The organism is Cerasibacillus sp. JNUCC 74 (assembly GCF_053667775.1).
The window spans coordinates 2,703,422-2,717,384 of the sequence record NZ_CM132207.1 but is presented as its reverse complement, the minus strand read 5'-3'; the positions used below and the strand labels follow the sequence as shown (position 1 = coordinate 2,717,384).

General features: G+C 36.0%; 11 protein-coding genes. 10 read left to right on the top strand and 1 reads right to left on the bottom strand.

Annotated elements, in window-relative coordinates; all coding sequences use genetic code 11:
- Nucleotides 1-104 precede the first annotated feature (104 nt).
- The 8 genes from JNUCC74_RS12140 (at nucleotide 105) to JNUCC74_RS12105 (ending at nucleotide 8,598) form a co-directional block, all read left to right on the top strand.
- Nucleotides 105-422, top strand: a complete 318-nt coding sequence (locus JNUCC74_RS12140; RefSeq protein WP_454065543.1) for a thioredoxin family protein — start codon at nucleotides 105-107, stop codon at nucleotides 420-422.
- 32 nt (nucleotides 423-454) lie between these two features.
- Complete coding sequence (locus JNUCC74_RS12135; protein ID WP_454065542.1) at nucleotides 455-1,264, top strand: DUF1444 domain-containing protein; 810 nt, start codon at nucleotides 455-457, stop codon at nucleotides 1,262-1,264.
- Nucleotides 1,265-1,281: 17 nt separating this feature from the next.
- Nucleotides 1,282-1,884 carry a YtpR family tRNA-binding protein gene (ytpR, locus tag JNUCC74_RS12130; RefSeq protein WP_454065541.1) on the top strand — a complete coding sequence of 201 codons (603 nt, stop codon included), beginning with the start codon at nucleotides 1,282-1,284 and terminating at the stop codon, nucleotides 1,882-1,884.
- 198 nt (nucleotides 1,885-2,082) lie between these two features.
- Nucleotides 2,083-4,413, top strand: coding sequence for a DNA translocase FtsK (locus tag JNUCC74_RS12125; RefSeq protein WP_454065540.1), 2,331 nt, complete (start codon nucleotides 2,083-2,085; stop codon nucleotides 4,411-4,413).
- A 191-nt stretch (nucleotides 4,414-4,604) separates the two neighbouring features.
- Complete coding sequence (locus JNUCC74_RS12120; RefSeq protein WP_077321560.1) at nucleotides 4,605-5,723, top strand: nicotinate phosphoribosyltransferase; 1,119 nt, start codon at nucleotides 4,605-4,607, stop codon at nucleotides 5,721-5,723.
- A gap of 135 nt (nucleotides 5,724-5,858) precedes the next feature.
- Nucleotides 5,859-7,160, top strand: a complete 1,302-nt coding sequence (gene murC, locus JNUCC74_RS12115; protein WP_454065539.1) for a UDP-N-acetylmuramate--L-alanine ligase — start codon at nucleotides 5,859-5,861, stop codon at nucleotides 7,158-7,160.
- A gap of 588 nt (nucleotides 7,161-7,748) precedes the next feature.
- Complete coding sequence (locus JNUCC74_RS12110) at nucleotides 7,749-8,153, top strand: DUF948 domain-containing protein (protein WP_454065538.1); 405 nt, start codon at nucleotides 7,749-7,751, stop codon at nucleotides 8,151-8,153.
- A gap of 22 nt (nucleotides 8,154-8,175) precedes the next feature.
- Nucleotides 8,176-8,598, top strand: coding sequence for a YtxH domain-containing protein (locus JNUCC74_RS12105; RefSeq protein WP_077321389.1), 423 nt, complete (start codon nucleotides 8,176-8,178; stop codon nucleotides 8,596-8,598).
- A gap of 474 nt (nucleotides 8,599-9,072) precedes the next feature.
- Here the strand turns inward: JNUCC74_RS12105 and JNUCC74_RS12100 are convergent, their stop codons facing one another.
- Nucleotides 9,073-11,190: a cell division protein FtsA gene (locus tag JNUCC74_RS12100; RefSeq protein WP_454065537.1), complete on the bottom strand. Its 2,118-nt coding sequence runs from the start codon at nucleotides 11,188-11,190 to the stop codon at nucleotides 9,073-9,075.
- Nucleotides 11,191-11,674: 484 nt separating this feature from the next.
- Between JNUCC74_RS12100 and JNUCC74_RS12095 the strand changes: the two genes are divergently transcribed.
- Both JNUCC74_RS12095 and ccpA read left to right on the top strand, forming a co-directional pair.
- Nucleotides 11,675-12,745, top strand: coding sequence for a bifunctional 3-deoxy-7-phosphoheptulonate synthase/chorismate mutase (locus JNUCC74_RS12095; RefSeq protein WP_454065536.1), 1,071 nt, complete (start codon nucleotides 11,675-11,677; stop codon nucleotides 12,743-12,745).
- A 189-nt stretch (nucleotides 12,746-12,934) separates the two neighbouring features.
- Complete coding sequence (gene ccpA / locus JNUCC74_RS12090) at nucleotides 12,935-13,930, top strand: catabolite control protein A (protein WP_077321386.1); 996 nt, start codon at nucleotides 12,935-12,937, stop codon at nucleotides 13,928-13,930.
- Nucleotides 13,931-13,963 lie beyond the last annotated feature (33 nt).

The window sequence follows — 13,963 nt, the reverse complement described above, 5'->3', positions numbered from 1 at the left end:
ACAACAGATGCCAAAAAAGGTGATTAGCTAGGTATACAAACGCAACAATATCAAGAGACAGTGATACTTAAAAGAGAAAAATATAGGCTTAGGGGTGAATGGAAATGAAAAAATTAACGTCACATGATGAATTTACGAAAATGATGAAGGAAGATCGGGTAGTCTTCTACTTTACTGCTGGTTGGTGTCCAGATTGCACGGTTATAGAACCGATAATACCAGAAATTGAAGCGGAATTTCCATCTTATACTTTTGTCCGAGTGGACAGGGATGAATTTATTGATATTTGTCAGGATTTTTCCATATTTGGCATACCTAGCTTTGTTGCTTTTAACACTGGAGAAGAGGTTGGCAGATTCGTAAGTAAAGATCGTAAAACCAAAGAAGAAATTGTTGAATTTATGAATAACCTTCCGAGTTAATAGCATCCTGCATAATGTAAGGAGAGAGCAAAATGCAAATGACAAGCTTGAAGCTGAAAAAAATATTAGACGAGCGCTTTAATCACCCGGAGTTACGAACTTCTTATAATCGGGATAAAGATTCTTTTCGGGTTGAATGGAAGTCAACAAAGAAAGGAATAACGATTGCATTACCAAATGTAGTTGCTAAGTATAACCAAAAAGGGCAAGGCATCATCGATGAGCTTGAGGAACATGTGAAAGAAGCGCTACGAATTATGAATGAAAAGCAGCACTTAGCTGGAATGGAGAAGCATATTTATCCGGTGATTCGATCCACTTCTTTCCCAACTAAAACGAATTCTAATATAAATTTGGTATACAAAGATCACACAGCGGAAACCAGAGTTTTTTATGCAATTGACTTAGGAAAATCGTATCGGTTAGTTGATGAATTGTTATTAGCAGAGGAAAAGTGGACAACAGAACGTATTGATGAGATTGCTACATTTAATTTACGTTCGTTGTCGGTTGATTACAATCATGATCGAGTTGCAGATAATGACTTTTATTTTATCGCAACCCAGGATGGTTATGATGCAAGTAGGATTTTAAACGAAGCTTTTTTAGAAGAAATGAAAGCAAATAGCAAAGGTGAACTTGCCGTAGCTGTCCCGCATCAAGATGTTTTAATTGTTGCAGATGTGCAAAATAATACCGGCTATGATATTTTAGCCCAAATGACAATGAAGTTTTTTGCGGAAGGTAGAATTCCAATCACTTCTTTACCAATGATATATGAAAATAAAACATTAGAGTCAATCTTTATTCTAGCAAAAAATAGACCAGAAAAGAATGATTAATGAAAAGGGTGAATGACATGGATGTATTTTATAATTTAAATGGAGTTGGCGATGTACTAATTATACCGATAACGGAAGGGGAGCGCTACAGTATTAAGCATGAAAGAATAGGCGATATTGTACGAATTACGGATGAATCAAAGCAGATAGTAGGCTATAATATATTTCAGGCTTCAACACATTTTTCTTTTTTAACGAATGGGAAAATAACGTTAACGAAGCCAATGTTATTGGAAATTCAGGAGTTATTTAAGGAGCATCAATTAGATGATGATTTGAACTTTGATCTTCGTCCTAAATTTGTTATCGGCTATGTCAAGGATAAGCAAAAACATCCAAATGCAGATAAATTAAGTATTTGTCAAGTAGATGTTGGTGAGGAAATGTTGCAAATTGTTTGTGGAGCACCGAATGTTGAAGCTGGTCAACGTGTCGTTGTAGCAAAAATTGGTGCCACTATGCCAAGCGGTATGCAAATAAAACCAACTGAATTAAGAGGAGTCCCTTCCAATGGAATGATTTGTTCTCAAAAGGAATTAGGCTTACCAAAAGCTCCAAAGGAAAAAGGAATTTACGTGCTGGATGATTCATACCAAGTTGGGACTGAATTTGTTATATAATAAGAAAAACAACCTTTATTAGGTTGTTTTTCTATGCTTAGTGCTTGCATGTGTTTTCAAAGTTACAAAACTTGATATATGAGATTACTTTTCTTTTTGAAAAAAATAAGCTGGAATGGTAAGTTAGGTTTACATGGTTTTAACACAATATATGCCTGCTAAAATAAAAAAGTAAGATAATGGAAAGAGTGAGTGAATATGTGGGATCATTGGAAGAAAAAAATTAAACGTCTTTTTGCAGACAACGAGGAAGAACAGCATGAAGAGTACGAACAACATACAGAGAAATCCCATCTTGAGGCAAAAATGATGTATCAATATCCTGCAAAAAAACCGTTTCGTTTTCCTATTATTCCGGATGTAAGAGAAGAGAAAAACCAGTCGTCGGAACTATTTGGTCGGTCCAGTGTGAATCGTGATAGTTACGTAGATAAGGGAAAGATACAGAAAAGGGAACTAGATAACAGAGATAGACCAGTGGCGTCAGCTTATCAACGAAGAAAATTAACAGATTTAGCATATGATCAACGTCAGGCATTCAGTCACCGTGAAAATAAAGAAACAAAAGTGTATAAAAAGGATCCAGACACGCCGTTTCGACCAACGGAAGTTCCATCACCCATATATGGATTTGGTCCTCGAGATGATAAAAGAGATACAATAGAAAGGATTCCTGCTTATAAGAGAAAAAAAGAAGCTACCGTTTACGATTCTAAAAAGACAGTCAGGGAAGAAAAGAAAACTATAAAGCAGATAGCGGTCGCAGGCACAGTCGTAGATGATGTTGCACAAGACGAGAGTTTAAAAAATGAAACGCCTCAACCATCTGAAAATATGGAAAAACGAACAGATGAGGATAACGACAATTCTTTCGTGGCAGATACAGAACAAAAGAAAAGACAAGAGGACAATCCAACAACCAATCAACCGTTAAAAAGAAAAGCTTCAAACCGAAGAGAGCTTCGCAAAAGCAGTGAAGGGTCTATTCCTTACAACGTAATGATGACACCAAGAGATAAGAAAAATTTATTTGAGAGAACAAGAAAGAATATCGATCATAAAAAGGAAGAGAAACAAGCAAATCCGGAAAATAAAACCACAAAAGAAGCTGTTTATCAACAGAAAAAAGCTATTCCTATTCATTTGTTAAATGATATGAATAAAGGTCGAACAGATGACACTCAGTGGATGCGAGAACAGCAACGACTACTTGAACAAACGTTAAAGTATTTTAATGTAAGGGCAAAAGTTGTAAATGTTACGCAAGGACCTTCTGTTACGAGATTTGAGGTTCATCCGGAATTAGGGGTAAAAGTAAGCAAAGTAAAGAATTTAAGTGATGACTTAAAATTGAATATGGCTGCAAAAGACATTCGTATTGAAGCACCAATTCCTGGAAAAAACACGATCGGTATTGAAATTCCTAATCGAAAAGCGCAAATGGTCGGATTACAGGAAGTTTTTGAAACAGCGGAATTTATACAAAGTTCCTCACCATTAACAATTGCTTTAGGTTTAACTATAGAAGGAAGACCGCTAATTACTAATATTCAGAAGATGCCACATGGATTAATAGCAGGAGCAACCGGTTCTGGAAAAAGTGTCTGCATTAATACAATATTAATCAGTTTATTATATAAAGCTCATTACGACGAAGTGAAGTTTCTGCTGATTGATCCAAAAATGGTGGAACTTGCTCCTTATAATGGTATTCCGCATCTTGTCAGCCCTGTTATTACGGATGTGAAAGCTGCAACAGCAGCATTGAAGTGGACTGTTGCAGAGATGGAAGAACGCTATGAAAAATTTGTTCATGAAGGAGTTCGAGATATTGAGCGCTATAATGAAAAAATGGAAGGACAAAACCAGCTACAAGATAAACTTCCATTTATCGTTATTGTTATCGATGAATTAGCTGATCTTATGATGATCTCTCCTCAAGATGTAGAGGATGCCATAAGTAGAATTGCCCAGAAAGCAAGAGCTTGTGGAATTCACTTAATATTAGCTACACAGCGTCCTTCTGTAGATGTAATTACAGGTTTGATCAAAGCGAATATCCCGACACGAATAGCCTTTAGTGTATCTTCTCAAGTAGATTCTCGGACCATTCTTGATACCAGTGGAGCAGAAAAGCTTTTAGGTAAAGGGGATATGTTGTTTATTGAAAATGGTACTGGAAAAAGTGTTCGTCTTCAAGGACCATTTGTATCAGATGAAGAAATTGATCGAGTTGCAAACTATGTAAGGGGGCTGGCAGAGCCAAACTATTTGTTTGAGCAGGAGCAACTATTAAAGCAAGTTGCTAGCGAAGAAGAAGAGGATGAACTTTTACAAGATGCTATTTTATTTGTTTTAGAACAAAACAGTGCAAGCACTTCTTTGTTGCAACGTCATTTCAAAATAGGGTACAATCGAGCTGCTAGATTAATTGATACACTGGAAGCTCGCGGCATTATCTCCGGACAAAATGGCAGTAAGCCTCGGGAAGTATTAGTTACTTTATCCCAAGTAGAAGATATGCTATAACTAGTATGTCGCATAATCAAAGGGTTGGATGTTTATGTCTATTATTGTATTGGTAGCGGGTAACAGGAAGGATGGAATTTCCCTATTTTAATAAATATTTGGATGAACGTGGAATAGTAATTCTTGTTTCCTTTCAAAATTTTTTATATGATATGTTTAATGATCACATTCCAAGGGAGAAAACAAACATTATGAAAGAAATTGAGCAAAAACTAAAGGGTAAGATTGATCGCTTAACGAATAGAACATTCAAATTCGATGAACGGATCAAAGAAGGCTGGTTCTCTGCTGTCTATTTTTTAAAAACGAAAGAAATAGCAGAGAAAAAATTACCTGATAACAAGGTCACCATGCAATTTTTTCAAAAGAATGATGCTGTTTTATGTGGAACAGATGAAGCAATTGCTTTACTACATACCTTTGCAGATAACCCTGAAACATTAGAGATTTACTCGCTGAAGGATGGAGACAAAATTAGACCATATGAATCAGTCCTAACAGTATCTGGAGCATATCATCAGTTTGGCTATTTAGAGGGGATTATTGATGGAATCCTTTCGAGAAGAACATCTGTAGCTACGAATGTATACAATGTGGTAAAAGCTGCGCGAACTTCCGGAAAACAAAAACCTGTTATTTTTATGGGAGACCGTGATGATCATTATACGCAACAAGCTGGTGATGGCTATGCGGCGTTTATTGGCGGGTCGACTGCCCAAGCAACGCATGCAATGAATGAATGGTGGGGAAAAGAAGGAATGGGAACAATGCCTCACGCTTTAATTCAAATGTTTCGTGGAGACGTTGTTGCTGCTTGTAAAGCATATCACGAATTGTTTCCTGAAGATGAGCTAACAGCACTTGTTGACTATAATAATGATGTTATTACTGATTCTTTAAAGGTCGCAAAAGCCTTTGGTAGTGAATTAAAATCAGTGCGATTGGATACATCTCGCACACTTGTCGATAAATATTTTTTGAGAAATCACCATTTAATGGGTACGTTTGACCCAAGAGGGGTAAATCCTGAACTTATCTTTGCATTAAGAAATGCTTTAGATGAGGAAGGATATACACATGTAAAAATTATGGCTAGTGGCGGTTTCACAGAAGAACGCATTATTCAGTTTGAGAAGTTGGGCGTACCAGTTGATATGTATGGTGTAGGTAGAAGTTTGCTTAAGCTTAATATTGGCTTTACCGGGGATAATGTTTTGTTAAATGGCACACCAGAAGCAAAAGAGGGAAGGAGATATCGTCCAAATCCTCGCTTAGAACGAGTGTCATATATTAATCAGAACAGAGATTAAGAAGGAAATCTTTTTTCCTTCGTAGATTTTATTTTAATCCGTATTTGTATTTGCTATAATAAGAAACAGCTATCATCAATAAGCATAGTTAAAAAGATATGTGAATCCTTTTTACGTCAATTTGGAGGTTCTTTTATGACAACTTACCATTTTATTGGTATAAAGGGAACGGGGATGAGTGCACTTGCACAAATTCTTTATGATTCAGGAGAAAAAGTGCAAGGTTCTGATGTAGAAAAACGTTTTTTTACACAGGCTGCACTAGAAGAAAAAAATATTCCGATCTACCCTTTTTCAGAAAACAACATTAAGAAAGATTATACAGTTATAGCTGGAAATGCATTTTCCGATGAGCATATTGAAATTAAGGAAGCAAAAAGACTTGGTGTAACATTTTACAGATATCATGAATTTCTGGGAGAATGGTTAAAGCAGTACACGAGTATTGCAGTTACTGGAGCTCATGGGAAAACATCAACAACAGGCTTGCTCAGCCATGTTTTAAGCAGTTCATTTCCAATTTCATATTTAATAGGCGATGGTACAGGACAAGGGCATGTAGACAGCAAATATTTTGTGTTTGAAGCATGTGAATATCGTCGACATTTTTTACAATATGAGCCTGATTATGCAATTATGACGAATATCGATTTTGATCATCCCGATTATTTTACAAGTATTGATGATGTGTTTGCAGCATTCCAGTCAATGGCAGAACAAGTTAAAAAAGGAATTATAGCTTGTGGAGATGATGAACAGTTACAACAAATTCAAGCTAAGGTTCCAGTCGTATACTATGGGTTTGCGAATACAAATGATTTTCAAGCGCAAAACATTAAGGAAACGAAAAATGGGACTACTTTTGATGTGTTTGTACGCAATACGTATTATGAAACATTTACGATTCCCATGTATGGAAACCACAATGTATTAAATGCTTTAGCAGTCATCGCTATTTGTCATTATGAAGGAATCGGTGCTGAACATATGAAGCATCTTGCTACATTTACTGGAGTTAAGCGGAGGTTTTCAGAAAAACAAATCTACAACCAAATACTTATCGATGATTATGCACATCATCCACGTGAAATAAATGCTACGATTGAATCAGCAAGAAAGAAATACCCAAATAAATCAATTGTAGCAATTTTTCAGCCACATACATTTACAAGAACAAAAGCTTTCCTTCAGGAGTTTGCAGATAGTTTATCTCAAGCAGACCATGTTTTTCTTTGTGATATATTCGGTTCTGCAAGAGAAGAAACAGGTCAACTTACCATAGATGATTTACAAAAGTTAATTAACCAGAGCTCTATTTTGAAGCTGTCTCATACGGAAGAACTGAAGGAATTTGCGGATAGTGTACTTATTTTTATGGGCGCCGGAGATATTCAGAAATTTCAACAGGCTTACGAAGAAACACTTGCAATCAAATAGTAACCTGTAGTTCATAGAGAGTCTGACGAAGGAAAGCAGGCTCTTTCATTTTATGACCAAAATACATATATTGTATTTACACCACATTTCAGTTAGTAATGGAAATGTGCTGCTTATTTCAATATGGCTTAAATTTTTATGTATAAGTAAGTGAATAAATATCATACTGCAATATAACATTTAAGTACCAGGTGTTGACTCTAATTAAGTTTAAGCGGACAGTGTTGTACATGTGTTAAGATGCTATTCAGGTTAGTGCATAAGTTGATTAGGTCTTCATAAGATTTAATCTAGGATAAGCTCAAACACATAATCGTCTGCCCCTATAGGTTTATCGATAAATGAGTTCTCTTTTACAAGTTATTTTTTGTAGATAATAAAGGAATTTTGTAAATTTTGTCGAACTGGTTATGTAAAGACTACTCCAATTAATTGTTTATTTATTTTGTATGAGAAGAGAAGTTTTAAAGACTTGATTTATGGGTATTTATTAAAAACTGCTATATCAAAAAAATTTTGTAGGGTCTATTTTTTTATAAATTGCACAGGATAAGGCAAACAGCAGTTTTACGAAGGAGTTGTAAAAAAATGGAAGTGCTTGGATATATTTCAGCAATTATAGCAGCAATCGCTTTTGTCGTTCTGGTAGTGTATATCATTGTTACATTAAAAGCTGCTAGGGAGACGTTACATAACGTAGCGGAAACATTATCCAGTTTAGATCAACAAATGCAGGGGATTACGGAAGAAACAAACCAATTGTTAAATAAGACAAATCAGCTTGCAGATGATATGAACCAAAAATCAAGTAAATTAAATGGGTTATTTGATGGTGCTAAAGGTATTGGTGAGACGCTTCATAGCTTTAATCAATCCTTAAAGCAATTAACAAATAGTGTGGCACGAGCTGCAGATAAAGATCCTGAAAAAACATCTCAGACGATTAAATGGGGAACTGCATTAATGGATTTTTGGAAGAAAATCAGCAAATGAATAATGATTAGGAGGAAACCATATGTCAGATAATCAATTCAATACGAAAGACTTTATTATCGGAACATTTATCGGGGCTACTGTTGGTGCTTTAGCTGCATTATTATTTGCTCCAAAAACAGGGAGAGAACTGCGTGAGGACATTAATAGTGGAGCCCAGCAAGCTAAACTTCGAGCGTATGAATGGAAAGATGCCGTACAAGAGAAGGGTTATAGTTGGAAAGATAAAGCATATACAACCGGCTCTGAACTTAAGAGAAAGGCGATGGACTCTACTTCCCAGATCACGAAGCAAGCATCAGAAAAAACAAAGGAACTGACAAAGAATGTTCAATCCAAGTTGCAAGATAAGCGCAAAAAAGAAGATGAAGCTTTAAAAGCTGCAGAGGAAGTTGCTGAAGCGATGGAAGAAGCAGCAGAAGAAATGGAAAAGAAAAGCAAATAATTTTTTGAAATTATATCTGGACTGTCAAATGATTATTTTTTAGCCACATATTTGTTCAATATATCTATAGAAGCAATGATCCTTAACCATGAAAAGGGTACGAGATCATTGCTTATCTTTTTGTTAACTTCTTTGTTAGGCTTTCTGAACTTCAGTTATCCACAAATGCACTTCTCTATCTGAGAGCATGTTCCTCTAGAAATTCGAGTATCAAAGGACAGGCAAGTAAGGTGGCGTTTAACAGGACAAAGAAACGTCAGCAGTGATACATCGAACTTCGAAAAAAGTGTTTTCTTTTTCAAGAGATTAGTAGGCTTTGATAACAATATATCGTGATTTTTCCAAGCACATGTCATTTTAACAGACCTGGGTTCTTTTCTCTCTTTTTTTGAGAACGCATGATTAGTAGTAAAAGAGTATAAGAAATTATCCGGACATACTGTCTAGACATGATCAGCTTGTTAAGAGTGATGGTTACCAGATAATTTCCAGTTCATCGCCGGTTTGAATCGGATCATGAAAGTTTGCTGGCTGTTTATTCTTAAGAACTTCAAATTTCCCACTTATTTTTGAAAGCTCTAAATCAACATATTTAAACACATCTTGAAATATAAATTCCTTCTTTTGAACAGGGTGTAGTTCAATTCTGTCATTTGAATATAATGGGGTATTTTCATCCAGTATAGTCTTATCCCGTTTGATAATGTATAATGGGTTTCTTAACTCAACTTGCTTTCCATTGAAAAACACGGTGATCGTTTGAAAGTATTCCTTGTTTTCTTGCTTGAAATAATCTATTATTTTAGGCTGATTTGCATGCTTAATTTGGATATGGTCACCAGTAAATAACTGTTGACTTAATTCTGCTGTTTGACCATTTACATATACTTGAGTTTCGCCGCTTTTTAATTGTACGCTTTTTCCGTTCATATAAATAGTAAATGGCTTGAGTTCGCTTAGTTTCTCCGTTGAGAGCAGCTTTACTATTTCTTCTAGACGACTTGGTTGATACCATTGAATGACATCTTTATCTTTAACGATATAATCGTCTGACATTGGTTGTTGATTAACCATATATATTGGATGCACTTTATGTATATTGTCATTTAGATGGATCTTTAATGGAGATATTTCACCGAGCAACTCGTGAATACTTACATTTGCGGCTTGTCCATCTTCTCCCTTTGTGACCTCTAATTGATCTCCATTTTTTATATGGTCATTTACAGAAGCGGTTCTGCCATTTAAAGTAATTTTTGGTGGTTCACCAAATTCCCCGGGAATGGTAATTTGTTTTCCGTTTATAGTTACAATGGATGCTAATCCAGGCTTTCCATACCACTTTTGAATATTTATTCTAGCTTGAATGAGGCAGTCACCTACGGTTAGGGTACGCATTTCAAATAGTCGTACTGTTTGTTCATTCACTTTTACACTAACATAGTGAACGGGCTTTTGTTTAGCTGCGATAGCGATTCCGATCGGTGTTACAAAATCAGGTCGACTAAGTAACTTCTCACTAGGATTTAGCTGCTTAATAGCCTCAATTCCACGAATGGCAACACGATTTTCCGGAAGCTGTAGCTTTCTCGCTATTGCCGTTGTGATGGTTGGTGTTAGGCTTCCACCGCCTACAAGCATAACTGCTTTAGGTGGATTCGCATTTAATGTTAGGATTTCTTCAGCTATTTGGGAAGCGAGATTATCAACAGCTGGTGCAATGTCCCTTATTAATGTTTCATAACTTATCGTTGTTTCAAATCCTAGAATATCGGTTACGCTCGCTTCTCTTGCATCAACAATTGTACGTTTAGCTGCTTCCGCCATAGGAAAGTCCAACAAATAAGTATCACTAATTGCTTCCGTAATTTCATCTCCAGCAATAGGAACCATTCCATACGCTACTACTGTTCCGTAATTGGTTATAGCAATATCACTAGTACCTGCTCCAATATCAACTAAAGCAACATTTAATCTCCGCATAGATTCGGGAATAAGGACATGAATAGCAGCAATTGGTTCTAACGTTAAGGCTTCCATTTCTAATTTTGCTCTGGTTAAGGCGGCTAATAATGATTCAATAACGACTCGAGGTAAAAATGTAGCAATAATATCGACACTTGCTACATCTCCTTGCTGATCAATCAATGATCCGATTTTTTGCTGATCGATATAATAATGCAGGATAGAGTAGCCAACACAATAGTAATTCGCTTTATTGTGAATTCCACTGATCTTTTCCAATGCAGCTTGAACAGCACTTAGCTCTAGATGTTTCATTGCTTCTTCATTAGAAATAGGAGTGTCTTTTAATTTAATCGATGCAGATGCTTCCATCGTAATTAATGCTCTTCCCGCGGCAGCGACACAAACTTTTTCTAACGGACCATAAGAGGCTTCAAGCTGTGATTTTACTTGCGCGATCGTTTTAGCTACAGCAACTACATTATGAATTTGTCCATCACGCATAGAACGGTCTTGATGTTCCAGCATACAATAATCAATGACCTCATAGTAATTATCAAGCTGTTTTAAAATAATACCTGTCACAGAACGCGTACCAATATCTAAGGCAAATATGACATCTTTCATATGCAAAATATCCTTTCATAAAAAATGATAGAAATATATATTATTATAGAAACGAAACATGGAATAATCGATTACACATATATTATAAAACAATTGTCTATAAAATATTAACTCTACTAAGTTTATTATTCGTCCAATTCAAAAGATTGCCTTTGACCTTCTTCCACTACAAAAGATTTACCTGGCGAGTGTAGTCTCGCTTTACCCCGTATCTATGCTTCCGTCAATTTTTCTGCATCAAGGCTTTGTGTAATGTGAATCATGCAATTAATTGCTTAAGTGGTTCAGCTAGCATTTGCATGGAGAAAAGCACTTCCTTTTGTATACAGTTTCACTTTTGAGCAATTAGTTTAACAGTATGATAGCTTTCGGCTATGAATACGCATTATTATACATGAAATTGACATTTTTATCGACAAAGAAAAAATAATTAGCTATAATATTCACTAATTATTAAAAATCCTAGGCGTAGGGGGAATAGAAGATGAGTAAGCTTGACCAAGTCAGGGATCGTTTGGATGAAGTTAACCTGCAGATCCTGGAATTAATTAATGAACGAGCTAAGTTAGTGCAGCAAATCGGAGACATCAAAGCGAAACAAAGTATGAAGCGATTTGACCCTGTGCGTGAGAGAGATATGCTCGACAAAATAACTTCAAGTAATGATGGTCCATTTGAAAATGCAACTATTGAACATATCTTTAAAGAAATTTTTAAAGCTAGCTTAGAATTACAAGAGGATGATCATCGCAAAGCACTACTCGTATCCAGAAAGAAAAAACCAGATAATACGGTGATTCATATAAATGATGCCGTAGTTGGGGATGGCAATGTCCAGTTTGTAATGGGTCCTTGTGCGGTTGAAAGTTACGAGCAAGTAGCTGCAGTTGCAAAAGCGGTCAAGGAAAATGGGGTGAAATTACTACGTGGAGGTGCATTTAAACCGAGAACATCGCCGTATGATTTCCAAGGCTTAGGTGTTGAGGGATTAGAAATATTAAAAAAAGCTGCAAAAGAACATGACTTAGCAGTGGTTAGTGAAATAGTAAATCCAGCTCATATTGAGTTAGCACTCGACTATGTAGATGTTATTCAAATCGGTGCACGAAACATGCAAAACTTTGAATTATTAAAAGCCGCCGGTGAGGTAGATAAACCTGTACTTTTGAAACGTGGATTGTCGGCAACGATTTCTGAATTTATCAATGCAGCAGAATATATTATTTCTCGAGGTAATCCAAATATTATATTGTGTGAACGAGGTATCAGAACATATGAACGAGCAACCAGAAATACGCTTGATATTTCCGCAGTTCCGATTTTAAAGCAAGAAACCCATTTACCTGTAATGGTTGATGTAACTCATTCTACAGGAAGAAGAGATTTACTTTTACCAACTGCAAAGGCGGCAATTGCAATTGGGGCTGATGGAGTCATGGCAGAAGTGCATCCGGACCCTGCAGTTGCATTATCTGACTCAGCTCAGCAAATGGATATCCCAACCTTCCATCAGTTCATGGAACAGATGAAGGATATGACCGAGCGCATGAAATAAGCAGGTATTATAAATCTATAGAGAGAGAATTTTTACTACACAACCGTTATTGCCGGAATATTCGGAATAGAAAAGCTAAGGCTCAATTATAAGTCTTGGCCTTTTTTGCTTTGAAAAATCTTTCATTGTAGAGTATTATATAGAAAATGGAGAACGATATCTATAACTACAATTTTAGGAGGAAAATGTATGAATGTTACAATATATGATGTAGCAAGAGAGGCAAACGTGTCAATGGCTACGGTTTCCCGGGTAGTGAATGGGAATCCAAATGTGAAACCAACAACAAGAAAAAAGGTGTTAGCAACCATTGAAAGATTAGGCTATCGCCCTAATGCTGTGGCTAGAGGTCTGGCCAGTAAGAAAACAACGACTGTCGGAGCAATCATTCCAGATATCTCAAGTATCTTTTTTGCTGAGTTAGCAAGAGGTATAGAGGATATTGCGACGATGTATAAATACAATATGATCTTAAGTAATTCCGATCAAAATGAGGATAAAGAGATTCAATTGATTAACACGATGCTGGAAAAGCAAGTTGATGGTATTATTTTCATGGGCGGAAATATCACGGAACAGCATATTAAACAATTTAAAAGCTCTTCCGTACCTGTTGTATTGGCAGCAACGTATGACGATAATCATGAAATGCCCTCAGTAAACATCGATTATGAGCAAGCAGCATATGAGGCTACAAATTATTTAATTGAACAAGGAAATGAAGTTATCGCATTTGTTTCTGGGTTAGAAGAAACACATATTAATCAATTGAAATATAAAGGTTATGCTCGTGCCTTAAGTGAAGCATCACTTAGTGTTGATGAGTCGCTAATTGTAAAAGGAGATTATTCGTATAATTCCGGAATTGAAGCAGTAAACCAGCTAATAGACGAGAACAAAAAACCATCTGCTATTTTTGTTGCTTCAGATGAAATGGCATTAGGCGTTATTCATGGTTTACAGGACAAAGGCTATCACATTCCTGATGATATAGAGGTATTTGGTTTTGATAATACACGCTTAGCAACAATGGTACGTCCAACATTAACGACAATTGTACAACCAATGTATGATATTGGTGCAGTGGCTATGCGATTGTTAACAAAGTATATGAATAAAGAAGAAGTTCAAGATAAAAAGGTTGTATTACCACATCGAATCGAAAAAAGAAACTCAACAAAATAAATTAGTTTGCCGATATAAAAGATAGAGATCAAT